20 protein-coding genes and 1 pseudogene are annotated in these 21,526 nt (G+C 72.0%); 4 read left to right on the top strand and 17 right to left on the bottom strand.

What is annotated here, in order from left to right; genetic code table 11:
• Window positions 1-246: 246 nt before the first annotated feature.
• From ACFXHB_RS27155 to ACFXHB_RS27235, 17 genes and pseudogenes are all read right to left on the bottom strand, one after another.
• Window positions 247-3,285 carry an AAA family ATPase gene (locus tag ACFXHB_RS27155; RefSeq protein WP_380577263.1) on the bottom strand — a complete coding sequence of 1,013 codons (3,039 nt, stop codon included), beginning with the start codon at window positions 3,283-3,285 and terminating at the stop codon, window positions 247-249.
• Between the two features lie 131 nt (window positions 3,286-3,416).
• On the bottom strand, window positions 3,417-3,575 hold the full coding sequence (locus ACFXHB_RS27160) for a hypothetical protein (RefSeq protein WP_380577264.1): 159 nt from the start codon (window positions 3,573-3,575) through the stop codon (window positions 3,417-3,419).
• Between the two features lie 256 nt (window positions 3,576-3,831).
• The gene (gatB, locus tag ACFXHB_RS27165; RefSeq protein ID WP_380577265.1) at window positions 3,832-5,343 is read right to left on the bottom strand and encodes an Asp-tRNA(Asn)/Glu-tRNA(Gln) amidotransferase subunit GatB; all 1,512 of its coding nucleotides are present in this window, start codon (window positions 5,341-5,343) and stop codon (window positions 3,832-3,834) included.
• A gap of 79 nt (window positions 5,344-5,422) precedes the next feature.
• On the bottom strand, window positions 5,423-5,662 hold the full coding sequence (locus ACFXHB_RS27170; protein WP_380577266.1) for a hypothetical protein: 240 nt from the start codon (window positions 5,660-5,662) through the stop codon (window positions 5,423-5,425).
• Entirely contained in the window at window positions 5,659-7,152 is a 1,494-nt protein-coding gene (gene gatA, locus ACFXHB_RS27175; RefSeq protein WP_380577267.1) for an Asp-tRNA(Asn)/Glu-tRNA(Gln) amidotransferase subunit GatA, read from the bottom strand. The genes ACFXHB_RS27170 and gatA overlap by 4 nt, the downstream gene beginning before the upstream one ends.
• A 6-nt stretch (window positions 7,153-7,158) precedes the next feature.
• Window positions 7,159-7,455: an Asp-tRNA(Asn)/Glu-tRNA(Gln) amidotransferase subunit GatC gene (gene gatC, locus ACFXHB_RS27180; protein ID WP_035797834.1), complete on the bottom strand. Its 297-nt coding sequence runs from the start codon at window positions 7,453-7,455 to the stop codon at window positions 7,159-7,161.
• Between the two features lie 252 nt (window positions 7,456-7,707).
• Window positions 7,708-9,393, bottom strand: a pseudogene (locus ACFXHB_RS27185) (putative bifunctional diguanylate cyclase/phosphodiesterase); the annotation flags it as partial.
• Between the two features lie 372 nt (window positions 9,394-9,765).
• Window positions 9,766-12,051: an NAD-dependent DNA ligase LigA gene (gene ligA / locus ACFXHB_RS27190; RefSeq protein WP_380577303.1), complete on the bottom strand. Its 2,286-nt coding sequence runs from the start codon at window positions 12,049-12,051 to the stop codon at window positions 9,766-9,768.
• 23 nt (window positions 12,052-12,074) lie between these two features.
• A complete protein-coding gene (locus ACFXHB_RS27195; RefSeq protein ID WP_380577268.1) occupies window positions 12,075-13,085 on the bottom strand; it encodes a methionine synthase in 1,011 nt (336 codons plus the stop codon).
• Between the two features lie 61 nt (window positions 13,086-13,146).
• Window positions 13,147-13,836 carry an SDR family oxidoreductase gene (locus tag ACFXHB_RS27200; RefSeq protein ID WP_380577269.1) on the bottom strand — a complete coding sequence of 230 codons (690 nt, stop codon included), beginning with the start codon at window positions 13,834-13,836 and terminating at the stop codon, window positions 13,147-13,149.
• Between the two features lie 13 nt (window positions 13,837-13,849).
• The gene (locus tag ACFXHB_RS27205) at window positions 13,850-14,374 is read right to left on the bottom strand and encodes a TIGR00730 family Rossman fold protein (protein WP_380577270.1); all 525 of its coding nucleotides are present in this window, start codon (window positions 14,372-14,374) and stop codon (window positions 13,850-13,852) included.
• An 83-nt stretch (window positions 14,375-14,457) separates the two neighbouring features.
• Complete coding sequence (locus ACFXHB_RS27210) at window positions 14,458-15,045, bottom strand: Uma2 family endonuclease (RefSeq protein ID WP_380577271.1); 588 nt, start codon at window positions 15,043-15,045, stop codon at window positions 14,458-14,460.
• Between the two features lie 79 nt (window positions 15,046-15,124).
• Entirely contained in the window at window positions 15,125-15,601 is a 477-nt protein-coding gene (locus ACFXHB_RS27215; RefSeq protein ID WP_380577304.1) for an NUDIX hydrolase, read from the bottom strand.
• Entirely contained in the window at window positions 15,516-16,544 is a 1,029-nt protein-coding gene (locus ACFXHB_RS27220; RefSeq protein WP_380577272.1) for a hypothetical protein, read from the bottom strand. The genes ACFXHB_RS27215 and ACFXHB_RS27220 overlap by 86 nt, the downstream gene beginning before the upstream one ends.
• A gap of 238 nt (window positions 16,545-16,782) precedes the next feature.
• Window positions 16,783-17,340 (bottom strand): GNAT family N-acetyltransferase, encoded by a 558-nt coding sequence (locus tag ACFXHB_RS27225; protein WP_380577273.1) that lies wholly within the window; start codon window positions 17,338-17,340, stop codon window positions 16,783-16,785.
• A 3-nt stretch (window positions 17,341-17,343) separates the two neighbouring features.
• Entirely contained in the window at window positions 17,344-17,919 is a 576-nt protein-coding gene (locus ACFXHB_RS27230; RefSeq protein ID WP_380577274.1) for an HD family hydrolase, read from the bottom strand.
• Window positions 17,920-17,932: 13 nt separating this feature from the next.
• Window positions 17,933-19,096 carry a helix-turn-helix domain-containing protein gene (locus tag ACFXHB_RS27235; RefSeq protein WP_380577275.1) on the bottom strand — a complete coding sequence of 388 codons (1,164 nt, stop codon included), beginning with the start codon at window positions 19,094-19,096 and terminating at the stop codon, window positions 17,933-17,935.
• A gap of 345 nt (window positions 19,097-19,441) precedes the next feature.
• Here ACFXHB_RS27235 and ACFXHB_RS27240 point away from each other — a divergent pair, with 345 nt between their 5' ends.
• The 4 genes from ACFXHB_RS27240 (at window position 19,442) to ACFXHB_RS27255 (ending at window position 21,478) form a co-directional block, all read left to right on the top strand.
• The gene (locus tag ACFXHB_RS27240; protein ID WP_380577276.1) at window positions 19,442-19,798 is read left to right on the top strand and encodes an ATP-binding protein; all 357 of its coding nucleotides are present in this window, start codon (window positions 19,442-19,444) and stop codon (window positions 19,796-19,798) included.
• Window positions 19,779-19,907, top strand: a complete 129-nt coding sequence (locus tag ACFXHB_RS27245; RefSeq protein WP_380577277.1) for a hypothetical protein — start codon at window positions 19,779-19,781, stop codon at window positions 19,905-19,907. The genes ACFXHB_RS27240 and ACFXHB_RS27245 overlap by 20 nt, the downstream gene beginning before the upstream one ends.
• Window positions 19,908-20,153: 246 nt before the next feature.
• Window positions 20,154-20,303 carry a hypothetical protein gene (locus ACFXHB_RS27250; protein ID WP_380577278.1) on the top strand — a complete coding sequence of 50 codons (150 nt, stop codon included), beginning with the start codon at window positions 20,154-20,156 and terminating at the stop codon, window positions 20,301-20,303.
• The gene (locus tag ACFXHB_RS27255) at window positions 20,300-21,478 is read left to right on the top strand and encodes a methyltransferase domain-containing protein (protein ID WP_380577279.1); all 1,179 of its coding nucleotides are present in this window, start codon (window positions 20,300-20,302) and stop codon (window positions 21,476-21,478) included. The genes ACFXHB_RS27250 and ACFXHB_RS27255 overlap by 4 nt, the downstream gene beginning before the upstream one ends.
• Window positions 21,479-21,526 lie beyond the last annotated feature (48 nt).

Genomic DNA, 21,526 nt, shown 5'->3' on the forward strand with positions numbered 1-21,526 from the left:
CCGACGCACCGCGCCGATGTTCCCACTCGGGACCCTACACCACTTCGGTCACTCAATGACACGCACACTCAACTTAGAGTAATGGTCCGGGGGTGGGGGAATGCACCCGATTCCGCCGGATCGGGCCGGTTGGCGGGGGCGCGCACAGGGGGGCTCACACGGCGCGCACAGGAGCACGCGGTGGCGTCCGGCGACCACCGGCCGGTCCGGGCCGGTCCGGGCGGTGGTCGCGGACCCGGGAACGGGTCAGCGGCCGGTCGGCGCCAGCTCGTCCGGGAAGAGCCGCAGGCGGTGCGCCAGCGCACCGGCCTCGCCGCGGCCGGTCACCGCCAGCTTGCCGAGGATGTTGGAGACGTGCACGCTCGCGGTCTTCGGCGAGATGTACAGCTCCTCCGCGATCTGCCGGTTGGTGCGGCCCCGGGCGAGCAACCGGAGCACGTCCCGCTCACGGGGGGTGAGCCCGAAGGAGTCGCCGACCGGGGGCCGGCCGGCGGACGCGGCCGCGCGGACGGTCAGCACCAGGCCGGCCCGCTCGGCCAGGCCGGTGATCTCGGCCAGCAGCGCGGTGTCCGCCCGGGCCCCGGCCAGCACCCTGGCCTCGCGGAGCAGGGCGGCGCCCGCCTCGCGGTCACCGGCCAGCACCTCGGCCTCGCCGGCCCGCAGCAGCGCCGCCGCCAGCGGGCCGGGCAGCCCGGCCGGCCGCAGCGCCTCGACGGCGACGGCCCACCGCGCCGGGGTGTCCAGGCCCTCGGCCCGGGCCAGTTCGGCCTCCAGCAGGCGGGCCCAGCCGTGGTGCAGCGGCGCCTTGGGGGTCAGCAGGGCGGCCACCTCGGCGATCCGGGCCAGCACCTCGGCCCGGCCCTCGGCGGCCTCCGGCAGGCCCCGGCTGTCGGCCTCGGCGGCGGCCCCGTCCACCAGCAGCGGGTAGAGCGCGGCCTCGTTCCCCACGGGGAGCGGACCCTTGATCACGGCGAGCAGTTCGGCCCGGGCGTCCAGCGGACGGCCGCCGCGCGCGGCGATCAGCACCGCGAGCCGGGAGATCGGCACCGAGTGCTGGAACTGGCAGACCCGGTCCGAGGCCCGTGCCTGGGCCAGCATGCCGGCCGCCGAGGCGAGGTCCCCGCGCAGCAGGGCCAGCTCGCCCCGCAGCCGGTCGAGGAACTCGGCATGGCTGCCGGGGTGCTGGGTGCGCTCGGCGCCCGCCAGCAGCTCGGCCGCCTCCTCGGTCCGGCCGAGGTCCAGCAGGGCCTCGGCGAGGTTGCCGAGCAGCAGGGTGCCGATGTTGCGCAGCAGACCGGTGCCGTCCGCCGTCTCCAACCCCTCCCGGGCGAGTGCCACCGCCTCCTCCGCGCGGCCGAGCGACTGCAGCAGGCTGGCCAGGTTGTTGAGGCCGCGGAGCATGAGGTCCGGGACGCCGAGCTCACGGGTGGCGGCGAGCGCCGCGGTCAGCTCGGTGATGGCGGCCTCGGGGTCGTTCCCCAGGTCGTTGCGCAGGGTGCCGAGCGTCATCCGGGCGTGCTGCTCGACGGCGTGCGCCCCGACCTCGCGGGCGATCGCCGCGGCCCGCTCGGCGAGTTCGACGCTCTCCCCGGTGGGGCTGTTCAGCATCGCGATGCCGGCGCTCAGCGCGAACACCTCGGCCTGGACCGCGGACGGCGGCAGGTGCTCGACCAGCCGCCTGGCGTAGGCCGCCTCGTCCTGGTCCTTGGAGCGGTTGAGGTGGCCGAACATCCGGGCCCGGTTCATCCGGAACCAGGCGGCGCGGGCCGGGTCCCTGGCCTCGTCGACCAGCTTCAGCGCCCGCCGGGAGAGGCTCAGCCCGCGCTCGCGGTCCCCGCTGCGCCGGGCCGCGACCACCGCCTCGGCGAGGACGTCGACCAGTTGCAGCCGCTCGCAGTCGGTGTCGTGCGTGGCCGCGTCGCAGGAGCAGGGCGGATAGGTCTCGGCCCAGTCGTAGGGGCGCAGGGTGTGCGCCAGGACGTCCTCGGAGACCTCGTCCCACAGCTCCAGCGCGCGCTCCAGCATCCGCAGCTGCTCGGCGAAGGCGTTGCGCCGGCGGGCGGCCCGGGCGGCCTCCAGCGCGCTCGGCAGGGCCCGGGCCGGATCGTGCGCGTGGTACCAGTAGTTGGCCAGCCGGGCCGGCCGGACGTCGCAGCCGACCAGGTGCGGCTGCCGCTCCAGGGCGGTGGCGAAGCGCCGGTTGATCCGGTGGCGCTCGCCGGGCAGCAGGTCGTCCGAGACCGCCTCGCGGACCAGGGCGTGCCGGAACCGGTAGCCGTCCCCGTCGGTGTCCGGGCGCAGGATGTTGGCGCCGACGGCCGCCCGCAGCGACTCGATCAGCTCCTCCTCGTCGTCCAGCACCGCGGCCAGCAGCGCGTGTTCGACGTAGGAGCCGCCCTCCGCCGCGATCCGCAGTACCCGCTGGGTCTCCTCGTCCAGCGCCTCGACCCGGACCAGCAGGATGTCCCGCAGCGAGTCGGTGAGCCCGGCCGAGCAGCCGGACTGGAAGGCGGTGGCGAGTTCCTCGACGAAGAACGGGTTGCCCTCGGAACGGCGGTGGATCCGGTCGACCAACTGCCGGTCGGGGTCGGCGGTGCCGAGGATGCCGGCCAGCTGCGCGGCCACCTCGCCCGGACCGAACCGCTCCAGCTCCATCCGCTGGACGGTGCGCAACCGCTCCAGCTCGGCGAGGAAGGGCCGCAGCGGGTGCCGGCGGTGCAGGTCGTCGGTGCGGTAGGTGGCGACCAGCAGGACCCGGGCCCGGTGCAGGGTGCGGACCAGGTAGGTGAAGAGCTCCCGGGTGGAGCGGTCGGACCAGTGCAGGTCCTCGACGGCGAGCACGAGGGTACGGTCCGTGCCGAGCCGCTCGAACAACCTCGCGGTGTGCTCGAACAACCGGGCCCGGCCGTACTCGTCGTTGGGTTCGCCGTCGGCCTCGCCGAAGTCGGGCAGCAGTCGGGCGAGATGGCCCTCGCTGCCGGCGGCGGCGGCCTCCAGCTCCGCGCCCAGGCTCCGGTGCAGCCGGCGCAGCGCGGTGGCCAGCGGGGCGTACGGCAGCCCTTCGGCGCCGACCTCCAGACAGCCGCCGACGGTGGTGACCACGCCCGCGTCCGCGCAGGACCGGCCGAGGAACTCCTCCAGCAGCCTGGTCTTGCCGACCCCCGCCTCGCCGCCGACCAGGACGGCCTGCGGCTTCCCCTCCCCGGCCCGGCTCAGCGCCGCCGTCAGTTCGGTGATCTCGTTGCCGCGGCCGACGAAGACGGGACTCACCGATATCTGCTGCATGGAGGCGAGCATGCCATAACCGGCCGGGCCCGGCCGATCGGTTATCCCACCCCCTGGACGCCCGGAAGGGGAGGCGCTGGATCGCACCTCCCCTTCCATCTCCGCCCCGGCCCCGGCCGGGTGTCGGCCCGTCAGCACTCGTTCAGGCGCACGGCGCGGCGCTCGAAACGGAGGACGGGCAGCCGGCGCTGGCCGCGGCGGCCGGCCTTGGCCTCACGGACCAGGCGCTGGTGGTCGGCCTGGGCGTGGAGTTCCCGCACCTGCTGCTGGATGAGCTCGTACTCGAACACGGTGTTTCCCCTCGTGGTGGTCTCTCGTTCTGAGGTAAAGACTCCTCTCCCAGGGGGGTGCGCCGCATCGGCACCTTGCCCCATGTTCCGGGCGGCCGAGGGCTTAGGCGCGGGTGCCGGACACGGCAAAGGCCCGGATCCACCCCACTTAGGGGGTGAATCCGGGCCCTGATCGCACTAAGGCACCTTAGAGAGCCTTAGGCACCTTGGAAAGCCTGGCCGATTCAAGACGTCACCGAGCTTCTCCAGGCAGTGCCTACTGCCCTTCCACACCGAGCTTCGCCAGGATGAGGTCCTTCACCCGGGCCGCGTCGGCCTGGCCCCGGGTGGCCTTCATGACCGCGCCGACCAGCGCGCCCACCGCGGCGACCTTGCCGTCGCGGATCTTGGCGGCGATCGCCTCGTTGCCGGCGATGGCCTCGTCGACGGCGGCACCGAGCGCGGAGTCGTCCGAGACGACGGCCAGGCCGCGCTTCTCGACGACCTCGTCCGGCTCTCCCTCGCCGGCCAGCACGGCCTCGATGACCTGACGGGCCAGCTTGTCGTTCAGCTTGCCCTCGGCGACCAACGTGGTGACCCGGGCGACCTGCGCCGGAGTGATCGGCTGCTCGCTCAGCTCGGTGCCGGTCTCGTTGGCCCGGCGGGCCAGCTCCCCCATCCACCACTTGCGCGCCTGGTCGGCCGGGGCACCGGCGGCGATGGTCTCCAGGATCGGCTCGACCGCACCGGCGTTCAGCACCGACTGCATGTCCTTGTCGGTCAGGCCCCAGTCGGCCTGCAGCCGGGCCCGGCGCACCCGCGGCAGCTCGGGCAGCCCGGCGCGCAGCTCCTCCACCCAGGCGCGGGCCGGCGCGATCGGCACCAGGTCCGGCTCGGGGAAGTAGCGGTAGTCCTCGGCGTTGTCCTTGATCCGGCCGGCGGTGGTGCTGCCGTCCTCCTCGTGGAAGTGCCGGGTCTCCTGGACGATCGTGCCGCCGTCGCCCAGCACGGTGGCGTGCCGCTGGATCTCGAACCGGGCGGCCCGCTCGACGCTGCGCAGCGAGTTGACGTTCTTGGTCTCGGAGCGGGTGCCGAAGGGCTGGGTGCCGTTGGGGCGCAGCGACAGGTTGACGTCGCAGCGCATCTGGCCCTTGTCCATCCGGGCCTCGGAGACGCCCAGCGCCTTGATCAGCTCGCGCAGCTCGGCGACGTACGCCTTGGCGACCTCGGGGGCGCGCTCGCCGGCTCCCTCGATCGGCTTGGTGACGATCTCGATCAGCGGGATGCCGGCCCGGTTGTAGTCGAGCAGCGAGTGCGTGGCGCCGTGGATCCGGCCGGTCGCGCCGCCGACGTGGCTGGACTTGCCGGTGTCCTCCTCCATGTGGGCGCGCTCGATCTCCACGCGGAAGGTCGAGCCGTCCTCCAGCTGCACGTCGAGGTAGCCGTTGAAGGCGATCGGCTCGTCGTACTGCGAGGTCTGGAAGTTCTTCGGCATGTCCGGGTAGAAGTAGTTCTTCCGGGCGAACCGGCACCACTCGGCGATCTCGCAGTTCAGCGCCAGGCCGATCTTGATCGCCGACTCCACGCCGATGGCGTTGACCACCGGCAGCGAGCCCGGCAGACCGAGACAGGTCGGGCAGACCTGGCTGTTCGGCTCGGCGCCCAGCTCGGTCGAGCAACCGCAGAACATCTTGGTCTTGGTACCGAGCTCGACGTGGACCTCAAGGCCCATCACCGGGTCGTACGACGCGAGAGCGTCCTCGTAGGAGACCAGGTTCATGACGCTCACAGCGTCCCCTTCGCTAAAAGTCTGTGGAGGTACGGGCCCGGCCGCGCACGGCGGGTGCGCGGCCGGGCCGAGGGCTTTCTCAGCCCAGCAGCACGTCGTCGTCGCCGAGCCGGCGCAGCTCGCGCACCAGCAGGGCGGTGCCGGTGACCAGGGCCGCGGCACCGACCAGGGCGTTGATCAGCTTCAGCGTGTCGTTCTCGCCGCGTGCCTTCCGGACGTCCTTCACGATCGAGATCGCGCCGAACGTGCTGGTGCCGATGGACAGCCACAGGCCGGGCTTGGAGTGCTTGAAGCCTTTGGCCTTCTCGATCTTGCTCACAGTGCCGGTGCCTCCTCCAGCAGGGTGTGCCCCCACTTGTCGTTGAGTGCGGCCTCGACGGCGCCGCCCACGCGGTACAGGCGGTCGTCCGCCATCGCGGGTGCGATGATCTGCAGGCCGACCGGGAGATTGTCCTCCGGCGCCAGCCCGCAGGGCAGCGACATGGCCGCGTTGCCCGCGAGGTTCGACGGAATCGTGCAGAGGTCGGCCAGGTACATCGCCATCGGGTCGTCGGCGCGCTCGCCGATCGGGAAGGCGGTGGTCGGGGTGGTCGGGGAGACCAGCACGTCCACCCCGGCGAAGGCGGCGTCGAAGTCCCGCGAGATGAGCGTGCGGACCTTCTGGGCCGAGCCGTAGTAGGCGTCGTAGTAGCCCGAGGAGAGGGCGTAGGTGCCGAGGATGATCCGGCGCTTCACCTCGGGGCCGAAGCCGGCCTCGCGGGTGAGGGCGGTGACGTCCTCGGCCGAGCGGGTGCCGTCGTCGCCGACCCGCAGGCCGTAGCGCATCGCGTCGAAGCGGGCCAGGTTGGACGAGGCCTCGCTGGGCGCGATCAGGTAGTACGCGGGCAGCGCCAGGGTGAACGACGGGCAGGAGACCTCGACGACCTCCGCGCCCAGCTCGCGCAGCAGCTCGACGGACTCGTTGAACCGCTGCATCACGCCGGCCTGGTAGCCCTCGCCGGCGAACTCCTTGACCACGCCGATCCGCATGCCGCGCACGTCGCGCCGCTTGGCGGCCTCGACCACGGCCGGGACGGGCGCGTCGATCGAGGTGGAGTCCAGCGGGTCGTGGCCGGCGATCGCCTCGTGCAGCAGCGCCGCGTCGAGCACGGTGCGGGCGCACGGGCCGCCCTGGTCCAGCGAGGAGGAGAACGCGACCAGGCCGTAGCGGGAGACCGACCCGTAGGTGGGCTTCACGCCGACGGTGCCGGTGACGGCGCCGGGCTGGCGGATCGAGCCGCCGGTGTCGGTGCCGATCGCCAGCGGGGCCTGGAAGGCGGCCAGCGCGGCGGCCGAGCCACCGCCGGAGCCGCCGGGGATACGGCTGAGGTCCCACGGGTTGCCGGTCGCGCCGTAGGCGGAGTTCTCGGTGGAGGAGCCCATCGCGAACTCGTCCATGTTGGTCTTGCCGAGGATCACCACGCCGGCGTCCTTGAGACGCGTGGTCAGGGTGGCGTCGTACGGCGGGATCCAGCCTTCGAGGATCTTGGACCCGCAGGTGGTCGGCACGCCCTTGGTGGTGAAGACGTCCTTCAGCGCGAGCGGGACGCCGGCCAGCGGGCCCAGCTCCTCGCCCTTGGCGCGCTTGTCGTCCACGGCCTTGGCGGCGCTCAGCGCGCCCTCGGTGTCGACGTGCAGGAAGGCGTTGACCTTCTTGTCGACGGCACCGATGCGGTCCAGGTGCGCCTGGGCGACCTCGACGGCGGAGACCTCGCCCTTGGCGATGGCGCTCGCGGTCTCGGCCGCGGTGTACTTGATCAGCTCGGTCATCTTCGGTCAGTCCTCCCCGAGGATCTGCGGCACACGGAAACGCTGCTCCTCGGCGGCGGGGGCGCCGGACAGCGCCTGCTCCGGGGTGAGCGACGGTCGCACCTCGTCCGCCCGCATGACATTGGTCAGCGGGAGCGGGTGGGAGGTCGGCGGGACGTCCTGTCCGGCGACCTCGGAAACGCGGGCGACCGCGCCGATGATCACGTCGAGCTGCTCGGCGAAGTGGTCCAGCTCTTCGGCCTGCAACTCAAGACGCGACAGCCGAGCGAGGTGGGCGACCTCCTCGCGCGTGATGCCAGGCATGCGGCGATCCTCAAGGGTGAGTTCTGGTGAGACCCGGCGCCGCGGTCAGGCGGTGCCGGGCCCGGGCAGGAGCAGCCGGCTCGGCGCTCCCGTCCTCTTGGTCTGTGGGCCCCATCCTATGGGGCCCGGCCCGGCCACCGGCCAACGAGTGACCTCGGGGCCGGTTACGACGGCCCGCGACCGCGACCGCGGGGGGCGCGCCCGCGACCGCAGGGGCCCCCGGGACGGCGCCGACGCCCTGCCGGTGTCCCGTCACTGCGGCCGGGTCGGGGCCCACCTCGGCGTGCTCGGCGCCTGGATCTCCAGCTGGGCGGCCTGCGCCGCCTGGACCACCGGCGGCAGCACCGGCGGGATGACGGGCGGCAGCGCCGGCTGGATCACCGGCTGGATCACTGGCGGCAGTTGGGCGGCCGCGGTGAGCCGCTCGACCGGCGGGGCGCCGGTGCGGTGCACCCGGAGCCAGGCGGTGGCCTGCTCGGCCGGCAGGGCCGCCGAGACCAACCAGCCCTGGACGGCGTCCACGCCCATCCGGTGCAGCCGCTCCCAGGTCTCGTCGTCCTCCACGCCCTCGGCCACCACCGTCAGGCCGAGCGAGTGGGCCAGCTCCACCGAGCAGCGGACCACGGCCGCGTCGTGGTCGTCGGCGACCATCCGGGAGACGAAGGAGCGGTCGATCTTCAGTTCGCCGACCGGCAGGCTGCGCAGCCGCACCAGCGAGGAGTGGCCGGTCCCGAAGTCGTCCAGGGACATGCCGACGCCGTACCCGCGCAGCTCGGCCAGGGTGTCGGCGGCCCGACGGGAGTCGTCCAGCAGCAGCCGCTCGGTGATCTCCAGCTGGAGTGCGTGGGCCGGCACCTGGTGGCGGACCAGGTGCCCGGCGACCCGCTGGGCGAAGCCGGGGTTCAGCACGTCGCGCGGCGAGACGTTCACCGCGACCTGCACCTGGAGGCCCTGTTCGCGCCAGGAGGCGAGCTGGCCGACGGCCGCCTCCAGCACGTAGTCGGTGAGCCGGGGCATCAGACCGCTGGACTCGGCGAGCCCGACGAACTCGTCCGGCGAGACCTTGCCCTGGCCGGGCCGCTCCCAGCGCAGCAGCGCCTCCAGCCCGACCACCCGACCGTCGAAGGCCACCTTGGGCTGGTAGTGCAGCTGCACCTCGCCGGTCTCCAGGGCCCGCCGCAGATCGCCGAGGAGCCCGATCCGGTACGGCGTGTCGGCGTCCTGGGCCTCGTCGTACTGCTCGACGGAGGTGCAGCCGCGCTGGGCGTGGCCCATCGCCACGTCGGCGCGGCGCAGCAGCGACTCGGCGTCCTGGGCGTGCTGCGGGTAGACGCAGACGCCGGCACTGGCCTCCAGCACGAGCAGCAGCCCGTCCAGCCGGATCGGCGCGGCCAGCTCGGCGATCAGCGCCTTGGCGATCCGCTCCAGGGTGTTGGGGCAACCGACGCCGGGCAGCAGGACGGCGAACTCGTCGCCGCCCATCCGGGCCACCATCGGGCGGCCGCGCCGGTACTCCCGGGGCATCCCGGCGAAGACGTCGTCGATCGTCTCCCGGCCGGCGCCGCCGGACGCGCCGGAACGCAGGGCCCGGTGCAGCCGGCGGGCGATGTGCACCAGCAGCCGGTCACCGGCGGTGTGGCCGAGCGTGTCGTTGAGCGACCGGAACCGGTCGAGGTCCAGCAGGATGAGGCCGACGCTGTACCCCTGCTCGTGCTCCGCGATGGCCTCCTGGGCGGCCAGTAACAGGGCCTGACGGTTGGGCAGGTCCGTCAGCGGGTCGGTCAGCTGGTCGCGGGCCCGGTCCCGGGCGATCCGCCAGGCCGCGACCAGGACGGCCAGCGGCACCGCGAACAGCGGCAGCAGCTCGGGCTCGTAGCGGTAGACCAGGACGGCCAGCGGGATGAGCGGTGCGGCGCCGGCCAGCAGGACACCGAGCAGCAGGACCGCACCCGCCACCCCCTGCGGCGGGCGTGTGGGCGCACCGCCGGTCGTACGATCCATAAGCCCTGTCCTCCGTCGGGCCCGCCCCGTCAGGCCGCCTTACGGTGAGGCACCGTACCGGTACCGGCAGCTGCCGGGCATGAGCGACCCCGCGGAGACCGGCTCAGCCGGTGCCCCCACCCCTGCTGACATTCTGTTGCGCTCCAGGGTATTCCGGGGCCCGCCCGGCGGGCAGACTTTCGGACAACCGGGAGCGCGCCACCGCGTTCGGGTGCCGCGCAGTGACACAATGCCCGCTTTCACGGCGCGGCACCCGGTGACGTCGCATCAGGACGATAACAAGACGGACTCAATGGCTCCGCGTTCGGGTCACCCCTCCGCCGGCGCCTGCTCGACGGCCTCCGCGGCGGCCTCCGGTTCGGGCAGGCCCAGGTGCCTGCGGGCCGCCTCCGGCCCCTGCTCCAGCAGCACCGTGAACCCCGCGTCGTCCAGGACCGGCAGCCCGAGCTGAACGGCCTTGTCGTATTTGGAACCAGGATTGTCGCCGGCGACCACGAAATCGGTCTTCTTCGACACCGATCCGGTCACCTTCGCTCCGCGCGAGGTCAGCGCCTCCTTGGCGCCGTCCCGGGTGTGCCCGGCCAGGGTTCCGGTGACCACGACCGTCAGCCCCTCCAGCGGACGCTCGCCCACCTCCTCGGCGGCCTCCTCGGTGAAGCGGACGCCGGCGGCGCGCCACTTCTCCAGGATCTCGCGGTGCCAGTCCACCTGGAACCACTCGACGATCGAACGCGCCGTGCCCTGTCCGACCCCCTCGGTGGCGGCCAGCCGCTCCTCGCTCGCCGCGAAGATCGCGTCCAGGTCGCGGAACTCCCGGGCCAGGTCCTGGGCGGCCACCGGGCCGACGTGCCGGATCGAGAGGCCGTTGAGGAACCGCCAGAGCGGACGGTCCTTGGCCTTCTCGATGTTCTCCAGCATCACCCCGGTGTTCTTCTTCGGCGCACCGGCGGTGGTCGCGAAGAAGGACACCTCCTTCTCCTCGCCGGTCTCGTCGTCGAGCTTCGGCATCCCCGTCTTCTGGTCGCGCACCAGCACCCTGATCGGGAGCAGGGCGTCCACCGTCAGGCCGAAGATGTCGCCCTCGTTGCGCACCGGCGCCTCGGCCGGCTCCAGCGGCTGGGTCAGCGCGGTGGCCGCGACGTAGCCGAGGCCCTCGATGTCCAGCGAGGAGCGGCCGCCGAGGAAGGCGATCCGCTCACGGATCTGGGCCGGGCAGAACTGCGCGTTCGGACAGCGCAGGTCGATGTCCCCCTCCGCCATCGGGCGCAGCTCGGCGCCGCACTCGTGGCAGTGCGACGGCATCACGAACTCCCGCTCGGTGCCGTCCCGCAGGTCGTAGACCGGGCCGAGGATCTCCGGGATGACGTCACCGGCCTTGCGCAGCACGATGGTGTCACCGAGCAGCACGTCCTTGGCCTTGACCACCTGCTGGTTGTGCAGCGTCGCGTACTGGACCATCGACCCGGCCACCTTCACCGGCTCCGCCAGCACCGCGTACGGGGTGGCCCGGCCGGTGCGGCCGATACCGACCTTGATCGCGGCCAGCTTGCCGGTGACCTCCTCCGGCGGGTACTTCCAGGCGATCGCCCAGCGCGGGGACTTCGAGGTCGCGCCGAGCCGCCCCTGGAGGGCGATCTCGTCCACCTTGACCACGACGCCGTCGATCTCGTGCTCGACCGAGTGCCGTTGCTCGCCGAAGTGCTTGATGAAGGCGCGGACCTCCGCCAGTGTGCCGACCACCTCGTTGTGCCGGGCGGTCGGCAGGCCCCAGTCGTGCAGCAGCTGGTAGGCGTGCGACTGGTTGTCGATGTCGAAGCCGACCCGGGCGCCGATGCCGTGCACCACCATGTGCAGCGGGCGGGAGGCGGTGACCAGAGGGTCCTTCTGGCGCAGCGAGCCGGCGGCGGCGTTGCGCGGGTTCATGAACAGCCGGATCATCGCCCGGGGCCGCTTGCCCTCCTTGGCGCGCTCCTCGTTCTCCTGCCGGCGGCGCTCGTTCTCCTCGGCGAACGAGGCGTTCAGCGCCTCGAAGGCGTCGGTCGGGAAGAATACCTCGCCGCGGATCTCCACCAGCGCGGGGACGTCGTCGCCCTTGAGCCGGTGCGGGATCTCCTTGATGGTGCGGACGTTGGCGGTGATGTCCTCGCCGACCCGGCCGTCCCCGCGGGTCGCGGCCTGCACCAACAGGCCGTTCTCGTAGGTGAGGTTGACGGCCAGGCCGTCCACCTTGAGCTCGCAGAGGTAGTGGTAGTCGATGCCCTGCAGCTCGGTGGCGACGCGCTCGGCCCAGGCGGCCAGCTCGTCGTCGTCCATCGCGTTGTCCAGGCTGAGCAGCCGCTCCCGGTGCTCGACCGGGGCGAACAGCCCGGTGGGGGCGCCGCCGACCCGCTGGGTGGGCGACTCCGGGGTGACCAGAGCCGGGTGCTCCGCCTCCAGCCCCTCCAGCTCGCGCATCAGCGCGTCGAACTCGGCGTCGCTGACGACCGGCGCGTCCTGCTCGTAGTACCGGGCGCGGTGGTCCTCGATCTCGGTCGCCAGCTCGGCGTGCCGCCCGCGCACCTCCGCCGGGACGTCCTCCCAGCCCTCGACAGCCACCACCGCAAGCCCTCCGTTACCTCTTACTCCGGGTTGTCCACCAGGCTCTGCGCCGCCCGCGCGCTGAGCGACAACGCCTGGCGCGCGTACGCCGGGGAGGCCCCGGCCAGCCCGCAGGTGGGAGTCACCAGCACACGGCGGCCCAGCAGCTCCGGGGCGAACCCGAGCCTGCGCCACAACGTCCTGACACCCTGGACACTACCGGCCGGGTCCGACACTCCCTGGTCAGTGGACGGGACGACACCGGCGAGGATCACGGTGCCCGCCTCGATCGCCTCGCCGAGCTCCTCGTCCGCCCGGTCCGTCAACAGTGAGAAGTCCAGGGAGACTCCGACCACCCCGGCCCGGCGCAGCAGCGGGAGCGGCACGGCCGGCGCGCAGCAGTGCACCACCACCGGCACGTCGACGCCGCGGATCACCTCGCGCAGTGCCTCCTCGGCGACCTGGCGGTCGACCGAACGCAGCCGCTGGAAGCCGCTGGCGGTCTTCACCCCACCGGTCAGCACGGCGGGCAGCGAGGGCTCGTCGAGCTGGAGCACGACCTCCGCACCCGGGATCCGGCGGCGGACGTCGTCGAGGTGGCGGCGCAGCCCCTCGGTGAGCGAGCCGGCGATGTCCCGGCAGGCACCGCGGTCGGCGAGCGCCTTCTCGCCGTACTTCAGCTCGATCGAGGCGGCCAGCGTCCACGGCCCGACGGCCTGCACCTTGAGCGCGCCCCGGTAGCCCTGGGTGTACTCCTCCAGCGCGTCCAGGTCCTCGCCGAGCCAGGCGCGGGCCCGCCGGGTGTCGCGGCCGGGGCGGTCGGTGAAGCGCCAGCCGCTGGGTTCGGTCTGCGCGAACAGCTCGACCAGCAGGCCCGCGCCGCGCCCGATCATGTCGGCGCCCGGCCCGCGGGCGGGGAGTTCGGGCAGGAACGGCAGCTGCTCCAACGCCCCGGTGGAGGTCCTGGCGGCCTCCCGCGCGTCGGTGCCGGGCAGCGAGCCGACGCCGGTGGCGGCGCCGCGCAGGTCGGGGAAGGAGTGTCCGTTGCTCACCCGCCCGAGCCTAGTGCGCGCGGCACGGGAAGTCGGACCGGCCGACTTCCCGTGCCCGGCCTCACGCCCCCGGGCGGACGGTGATGTCGGTGATCTCCGCGTCCCGGGAGGCGTCGAGCGCGGCCAGGACCGCCTTCACCACCGACCCGGGCGAGATGAACCGGTCGGCGTCGTACTCCGCGCCCTCCTGCTGGTGCACCTTGACCTGCATCGCGGTGGCGGTGCGGCCCGGGTAGACCGAGGTGACCCGGACGCCGTGCCCGTGCTCCTCCAGGCGCAGCGAGTCGGCGAGCGCCTTCAGGCCGTGCTTGCTCGCCGCGTAGGCGGACCAGTCGGCACTGGCCCGCAGCCCGGCGCCGGAGTTCACGAAGACGACGTGGCCCTTGACCAGCCGCAGCGAGGGCAGCAGCAGTCGGGTCAGCTCGGCGGGCGCGACCAGGTTGACGTTCAGGGTCTCCTGCCAGGCCTTGACCGGCAGCTCACCGACCTGACCGAGCTCGACGACGCCCGCGACGTGCAGCAGCGAGTCGAGTTCGATCGGCAGCGCCTGGTGGCCGAAGGCCCAGGAGAGCTTGGCCGGGTCCTTGAGGTCGCCGACCAGGGTGTTGGCCCCGGGGAAGCGCTCGCGCAGTTCGGCGGCGCGGCGGGCGTCCCGGGCCAGCAGCCAGAGGTCGTCCCCGCGTTCGGCGAGGCGCTCGGCGAGGACGGCGCCGATGCCGGAGCCCGCGCCGGTGATCAGATGTGCAGCCATGGCCGTGATCCTCTCAGGCCTTGAGCTGCTCGAAGACCTGGGCCGGGGTGTCGGCGAAGGTGATCAGGTCGCCGAGCGGACGCGGCAGGAAGCCCTCGGCGTCCATCCGCTCCAGCTGGGTGCGCAGGCCCGCGTAGAAACCCTCGGTGTCCAGGACGATCACCGGCTTGTCGAGGATGCCGTGCTTCTTGAGCTCCAGCACCTCGGTGACCTCGTCCATCGTCCCGAGCCCGCCGACCAGGACGACGATCGCGTCCGCCCGGGCGGCCAGCTCCGCCTTGCGCTCGGCGAGGTCACGCGTCATGACCAGCTCGTCCGCGCCGACGTACCCCTTGTGCTTGAGCAGCTCGACCAGCACGCCCACGAGCCGGCCGCCGGCCGCCTTCACCCCGTCGGCCAGCAGCCCCATCAGCCCGGCGTTGGACCCGCCCCAGACCAGGGTGTGCCCGCCCTCCCCGAGCAGCCGGGCGAAGTCGGCGGCGGGGCCGGTGTAGCGGTCGTCGAGCGAGTACGCGGAGCAGAAGACTGTGATGTTCATAGTGTGGTCCGGTCTATCACGCCCCGGTGATCGTTCTCACCGGCATTACCCGCCCGGACGCCCCGTCCGGGCGGGTAGGCGGATCAGTCCGTGTAAGGGACGAGCTCCGCCAGGCCCAGCGTGAAGCCGAAGGGCTCCGGGATGCCGATCGCGTCGCCGAACTTCCGATCACTGCGGGTGTGGTACCGGTCGTGATCCGGCGCGGAGAACAGCGTCACCGTCTGCTGACGCGGGTCCACGATCAGGTACAGCGGGATGCGCATCACGGCGTAGTCGTGCAGCTTGTCCATCCAGTCGTTGCCCGGATTGGACGGCGAGACGATCTCCACCGCGATCAGGGCCTCCTCGGCAGGGGCCTTGTTTCCCGGCTCGGAGAGGACGGCCGGAGGAAGGTAGGTCAGGTCGGGCGCGCGCCCCTTGGAGCTGTCCGGGCTGACGATCTCACTGCGCTCGCTGGGCAGATAGCCGTCGGGAGCGTGCTGCTCGAACTGCCGGCGCACCTGGGCGACATTGAGCTGATGGATGTTCGAGGGCGGCGCCTGCATGATCAGTGTGTCGCCGGACCACTCGATCCGGACGCCTTCCGGGGCGATCCGCTCCAGTTCCTCGACGAAGTCGCGGTGCTGCTCGTAGAAGGTCATGCCGTCCTCTCCGGAGGGTGCCTCGGGCATTCTCGGCCGCTCCACTTCCCCAGCACGTCGCGCGGCTCGGGACAGCTCGGTCCACGATGCCTGATCGTGCTGACGGTCCTCAGCCACGACGGCCGAGCAGGCTCCGACCGTCGTGGGTACGGATGCTCGGCGCGGCACCGCCCTCGCGGAGCGCGTCCAGCACACGTACGGCGTACACCTCGGCCATCCGGTCGGCCACCTCGGTCGGCGTGAGCCAGGCGACGGCGGTCGACTCCTCCGAGAGCTGCTCCGCCCCGCTCTCGGGGTGGCACCGGAAGACCAGGGCGACGACGCCCCGGGGCACGTTCTTGTAGACGCCGGTCAGCCGCTCCACGCCGACCCTGATCCCGGTCTCCTCGAAGACCTCGCGCCGCACCCCGTCCTCGACGGACTCGGACAGCTCCAGCACCCCGCCGGGCGGCTCCCACGTCCCGTTGTCGGCCCGGCGGATCGCCAGCACCCGGCCGTCCTCACGGACGACCGCTCCCGCGACGGACACCGAGTGGAGCGGCGTCGACCGGGGCGTCCCGGTGCGGTGACTCATGCACAGGAGGATACGAGCCCCGGCCCACCTGGGCATGTCGGTCCGAGAGGACACCCAGGACGGCGACCAGACCTGCGGCGAGGCGGTCCGCAGCGGCGGCGTCGGGAGCGTTCGCCGGCCGGTGGGACGCCAGGCGGGCGGCGAGCCAACCCGGGGAGGCCCAGCCGGCCTCGATGGCCATGGCGGTGACCCGGCGCAGCAGGTCGCCCTCCGGGACGGCGCGGGCGGCCCGCTGGAGGTCGGGCGGCAGGTGCCCGGTCAGCCGCTCCCAGTGCGTGGCCTCGGCGGGCAGGGCCGGCTGTTCGCTCGCGCGCGGAGTGGCACCTGTCACCACAACAGTAACCATCTCCTCTACCTGGTAAGGGACTTCCTGGTTCAATCCGCACGTGCGGAGCGTCGAGCCGGTACGTGCGGACCGGTCCGGCTCCGCACCTGCGGACTTCCGCTCGCCGCAACGCGGCTGCGGCACCACCGCACGTGCGGACCTCACGGATTCCGCACGGGCGGGCTTGTCGGCGGCGCAGCGAAGCAGCTCCTGCTTGACGCGCCGGGCGTCGGCGCGCAGGACGGCGAGGGCGGCGTCCCAGTCGGGGACGCCGCCCAGGGGCAGGGTGACGGCGTAGCCGCGCACCCGGACGCCGGAGGGGCCGTGGACCAAGGCCATGACTCCGGCCGCCTCGGCGGCGCGGTAGAAGCCGGGAACGGAGTCCTTGGAGACCCGACAGGCGCGGGAGAACCAGAGGTTGGACGGCGGGCAGTGGAGATTGGTCCCGTCCGCGTCGGCCTTCTGCGCGGCGTGCAGGAGGAAGAGGACGAAGGACGGTCCGAGGGACTTCCAGGGCCCACCGGTCGGGACGCTCTGCATCCACTGCCCGACCCGGATCCGGAACTCGTTCGCGGGCGGGGTGCCGGTGGGACGGGCGAGGGCTAGAGCCTCGGTCGTGACGACGTGCACGTTCAGCCTTTCGTGGCCGATATGCGAGCCGGAAGACAGCACGGCTGGCATACTGGCCGAGGTTGGTAGACGCGCGCGCCGGAACCGCCAAGTTACAGACGCACGCGAGAATGGCCACCGCCCAACTGGGCGGTGGCCATTGCAGTTTATGCCAAGAGAGCAGCAGATTTGACGGACAGTCACAGATTCGCTGCGCTGAGCACTCGGGCGTGCGGGCGGGAAGCACAGCCGCCGAGGATCAGACGAGGTCGAGAACCATCACATCGTGCCGGGCCGCCCCCTCCCAGGGGATCGCTGAGCCGACCCTCCGGTAGCCCCATGCTCGGTAGGACGCCTGAGCCGCCGTGGCCTGCGATCGGCTGTTCAGCATTACCCGGGCATTGTCGAGACCCTCGACAAGGGTGCGGTGCATCCGGGTGGCGACACCCTGCCGGCGCCACCCGGGCCGAACCGCCAACTCGAAGAGCCCGAACGTCCGCTTCCCGTCCTCCCGCCTGAGATGGTCGGGCACGGGATCAGTCAGCGTGTTCCACCATCCGGTGCTCGCCGACAGCGGGTAGCCGTACGCCATACCCACTACGGTGTCGCCGTCGAAGGCGACAGCAGCTCGGAAGCCGCGCCGACGAACCTGCGAGCGGAACCGACGGAACGCCCGCTCCACGTCGGCCGGCCCCTCCCCGTACGGGGGTTCCGCGAACGCCTCCGCGAATACCTCCTTCAACTGCGGCTCTAGCTCGGCTGTTTGCTTGCCATGAAGAAGCCGAACAGTCACCGTCACACCGTCCTCCGCGCCCACCGATCACCTGAGATAGACCTTCTGCCACTCCAGCGAGGTCATCGACAGTGCGGCCTCGGCAAGTTGGCGGGCCGACTCGGTCTTCAGACTGCCCAGACTGCTGTCGATCCACGGCTGCACGTTCTGGTACCCCTGCTCGCGGTACTCGACGGCCTGCAGCAGGCATTCGAGCTTGTCGGCGTCGTGCGCCACGACGACTTCCAGGCTGTCCCCGTTCTCGTACTCCTCCACGATCGCCTTGACGCCCGAGAGGACAGCCGGGTGCGCAGCGCTGACCTGGTCAGCGGTAACCCGCTCGTTCGGGGCAGCGGACAGGTATCGCCGGCCGATGTGCGGGATGTCGCCGATCCGGGTCTCCTGCGTGTCGTGGAAGAGGCAGAGCAGGGCGACCTTGGCAGGGTCCACACCCTCCATCATCGCGAGGACCGCGCCGACGACCCCGGTGCGAAAGGAGTGCTCCGCGATGGTCTCAGGATCCTTCACCCCGGCGATCCACCAGCCCGAACGCTTGGCCCGCTTGAGCATCCCCGCCTCGAAGAGGTAGCTCGCCGTGCCCTTCGCCTGCGCTTCCTCTGCCATAGCCACCTCTCGGTCATGTGCTGTAGCCGCTTGTCCGAAGACCGTAGTGCACGGACTCCAACTCGCGCCGGGACTCAACGGAGAGAGTGTTTCCATCGAGCAGAAGCCTCACTCGTCCCGCCAACTCCCGTGCAACGTGCGGGTCCGAGTCGAGCAGCCCACGACGGGAAACGATCAGCGCCCAGATCGAGTGGATATACAAATCGGTGTACTCCACTGCCCGGTCGAGCCGAACCGCGAAAGCGCGAAGCAGCGCTGAGGCATCCCAGGCCGGCCGGTCGCGTTCAGCCATGAAGCCGTCGTCCGTCTGAGGCCGACCGTCCAGACCCAGCCAGTGTGCCCAGTAGTTCAGGTTGGCGACCTCGGCTTCGTCGTGATCCGCGATGGACCTGTTGATGAACTCCCTCATCAATGTCGGGTCGCCTTGGCGCGCAAGGGCAGCAGCAACCGACCGCGCCTCGACCCAGCGTGGCGACCAGCCGTCCACGGTCGCTGTCATGGCACCTCTGCGACGCAACCCGTCGAACCATGAAGCAGCGTCCCACTCCTGATCGTACGAGGAGAGATACCACACCTGCCGGCGCAGGAGGGAAGAGTCTTCTCCTGCCCGTTCCACCATCTCAGAGGCTGTACGAAGGCACTGGAAGAACCGCGCCCGAAGGCCCGCTTCCAAGAGCGGCGACGACGAAACCGGGCCTCGGCGGGCCGCTGGAATCGTCGAGTGTGCCGCGACGACCCCCGGCAGCACACCGCCGACAGCCCACCCAATCATGTGGGTCGTATCGCGGGTGAGTACCCATGCCGCGAGCGGATGGTCGCCCAGACGGCCGTGGAGGGGATCGGCTCCGAGGATCTCCCCCAGGAGAAGATCCGCGTCCATCGCGGTATTCAGCATCTCCACCAGGCCGCTCGGGGCGCCGAGCAGGATCAGCCTGCGGCGCATCGCGACGAGGTTCCCCGCCCTGGTGGCCGACAGCGGACGCCGCCCCGACTCCCAGCCCTGCAAGGTGCTCTTGTCGACGCCCAGGTCCTCCGCCAACTCGTCCTGAGTACGGGGGATCTGCTCACGGATGACCTTGAAGAGAAAACCCGTGATCGCGCCCTCCGTCACCCGTCCGGGCAAAGGACGACTGCCAGTCGGTGTTGTGGGCCGCCTTACCGGCGGATAAGCAGCCATTGGGACGCTCCCTGGCCTCGATCGTCCGGGTATCTCGTACTGACAGTCCGTCGAACCACAATGTCACGCGGCGTAGCGTCATGACTACGGGCCGGCCCCGACGCGGCTCGGGAATCGTAGTTCCGTTGCGCCTCTCCGTGGTTACGAACAGCCAGATCTCAGCCGTATTGGGGACTCGCTCCCTCGGCCCGGAGCCACATTCACTCCCCACCTCATGGAGCTCCCATGCCACGCGCGTCGCTGCAGGCCGCAATGCCTCCCCACGCGATCCGCTCGCCAAGTCCTCCGGCTGGCGCTGTTTCACCTTCCCCTTGCGAGTCGACCGGATGCCTCGCAACTGCCTCGTTGCCCTACCGGCCCGAATCGGTGGGCCTGGCTCGGCGGCTGGTCCGCGAGGTGCTGACGGGGTGGGGGCTGCTCCACCTGATCGACACCGCCGCGTTGGTCACCAGCGAGCTGGTGACCAACGCGGCGAAGACCGGGTGTCATCGGCATATGACGGTCACCGTCACGCTCATCGCCGACGCGACCGTGCGGATCTCGGTGCGGGACGGCTCGCGGTGCCTGCCCGTCCTCCTCCGCGCCTCCGACGACGACGAGTGCCACCGTGGGCTCGCGCTCGTCCATCAGCTCACCGGCGGCCGCTGGGGAGTCACGGTCGAGCCGTTCGGCAAGGTCGTCCATGCCGACGTCGCTCGATGACCAGCCTGCCCGCGAGGCCCTCGAACCCCTCCGGCTCTGGACCGCCTGCGCCGTATCAGCGGCGGCCCTGTTCCACCTCGTCGCCGCCGCACTCGTGCTGACCCGTTGACCTCCTGCCCGTGCCGACGCCGGGCCGGCGTCGGCACGGGCAGGTCAAGCGGGCAACGAGCGGTAACCCCATCGGCTCACGCTGCCCGGACGAGGCGGTCCCCGGTGACAGCGGAGGCATCCGCGAGGGCGGTCACGCGCCCACGCGGAGCTGCCGCCCGGCATACCTCCTGGAGGATGCGAGAGGCGGCCGGACAACACCCGGCGGGCAACCGCCCGCCGGCCCCACCAGCACGGAGGTACGGACATGGGCAAGCGCGGCGGCGGGACCGGCGACGGCAAGGGCGGCGGCCAGCAGGACGACAGCAACAAGGGCGCCGGGCACGGCGGCGGCGGTTCGGACGAGGGCGGGAACACCTCGGACGGTTCGGCCCCGGCGGGCGGCGGCGGCAAGTGACCGGCGAGACGCACAAGGAGGCGGGCCCCCTGGGGCTCGCCTCCGCGCTGGTGGCCGGCGGCGCGCTCTCCTCGGACTGGCTCCCCTCCTTCGAGGCGGTGCCCCGTGAGCTGTTCGTCCCGGACCGCATCTGGCCGGGCGTCGCGGACGGCACCCGGCAGAACCCCGTCGTCCACCGGTCACAGGACCCCGAGGCGTGGCGACGAGCGGTGTACTCGGACATCCCGCTGACCACGCAGTGGGACGACGGGGACCACGAGGGGGACGGACTCGGCACCACTCCGAGCTCGTCCAACTCCATGCCGACCATGGTGTTCTCGATGCTCCGGGACCTGGACGTGCGCCCGGGCGACAGGGTGTTGGAGATCGGCGCCGGCACCGGGTGGAACGCCGGCCTGCTGGCTCACCGCCTGGGTGATCCCCACGTGGTCACCGTCGAGTACGACCCGGACGTTGCTCGCGGTGCCCGGGAGAACCTGGCGCGGGCCGGGCTCGGGCCGACCGTGATCCAGGGCGACGGACGCGTGGGCTGGGCCGACGGCGCGCCGTACGACCGGGTCATCGCCACCTGCTCCCTGCTGGAGATCCCTCCGGCGTGGCTGGAGCAGACGGCGCCCGGCGGGATCGTCGTCGCCCCGTTCGGCACCGAGTACGGCGGCGAGCAGATCGTCCGGCTGACCGTGAACGACGACGGGTCCGGCGCGAGCGGCAGGTTCACCCGGAGTTCGGCATTCATGCGGCTGCGCCAGCAGCGCACGGACCGGCCGCCCTTCGGGGACTACCTGCGCGGCCGGGAGTGGCCCGCCGACGGGGTGAGGAGCACGACCGCCCTCGCCCCTCCGGACACGGGCGGGTGGTTCGAGCAGTTCCTCATCGGGTCCGGTGTACCCGGCGCGTTCTGGAGGGCGGAGCGCTACGAGGACGGCGCCTACACGCTGTGGCTCTACAGCCGGGACACCCTGTCGTGGGCCTCCGCCGACTACGAGCGGGGGCGCACGGAGTTCGAGGTGTACCAGTCCGGCCCCCGCCGGCTGTGGGACGAGGTGGCCGCCACCTACCAGTGGTGGGCCGACCGGGGGCGCCCCGGGTACGAGCGGTTCGGCCTGACCGTCACCCCGGACGGTCGGCGCGTCTGGTTGGACTCCCCGGACCGTCCCGTTCCGCAGCACGCGTGACACGCACGGGGGCCCGGCCGTCCGGTGCGGACGGCCGGGCCCCCGAAA

The sequence above is a fragment of the Kitasatospora sp. NPDC059327 genome (genome assembly GCF_042752535.1).
GTDB lineage: Bacteria > Actinomycetota > Actinomycetes > Streptomycetales > Streptomycetaceae > Kitasatospora.

Coding starts and splice junctions, on each gene's coding strand:
- ACFXHB_RS27245 (WP_380577277.1), top strand. CDS start 19,779: ATGCCGACGTCGCTCGATGACCAGCCTGCCCGCGAGGCCCTCGAACCC.
- ACFXHB_RS27250 (WP_380577278.1), top strand. CDS start 20,154: ATGGGCAAGCGCGGCGGCGGGACCGGCGACGGCAAGGGCGGCGGCCAG.
- gatA (WP_380577267.1), bottom strand. CDS start 7,152: ATGACCGAGCTGATCAAGTACACCGCGGCCGAGACCGCGAGCGCCATC.
- ACFXHB_RS27200 (WP_380577269.1), bottom strand. CDS start 13,836: ATGGCTGCACATCTGATCACCGGCGCGGGCTCCGGCATCGGCGCCGTC.
- ACFXHB_RS27155 (WP_380577263.1), bottom strand. CDS start 3,285: ATGCAGCAGATATCGGTGAGTCCCGTCTTCGTCGGCCGCGGCAACGAG.
- ACFXHB_RS27210 (WP_380577271.1), bottom strand. CDS start 15,045: ATGCCCGAGGCACCCTCCGGAGAGGACGGCATGACCTTCTACGAGCAG.
- ACFXHB_RS27230 (WP_380577274.1), bottom strand. CDS start 17,919: ATGGCAGAGGAAGCGCAGGCGAAGGGCACGGCGAGCTACCTCTTCGAG.
- gatC (WP_035797834.1), bottom strand. CDS start 7,455: ATGCCTGGCATCACGCGCGAGGAGGTCGCCCACCTCGCTCGGCTGTCG.
- ACFXHB_RS27205 (WP_380577270.1), bottom strand. CDS start 14,374: ATGAACATCACAGTCTTCTGCTCCGCGTACTCGCTCGACGACCGCTAC.
- ACFXHB_RS27235 (WP_380577275.1), bottom strand. CDS start 19,096: ATGGCTGCTTATCCGCCGGTAAGGCGGCCCACAACACCGACTGGCAGT.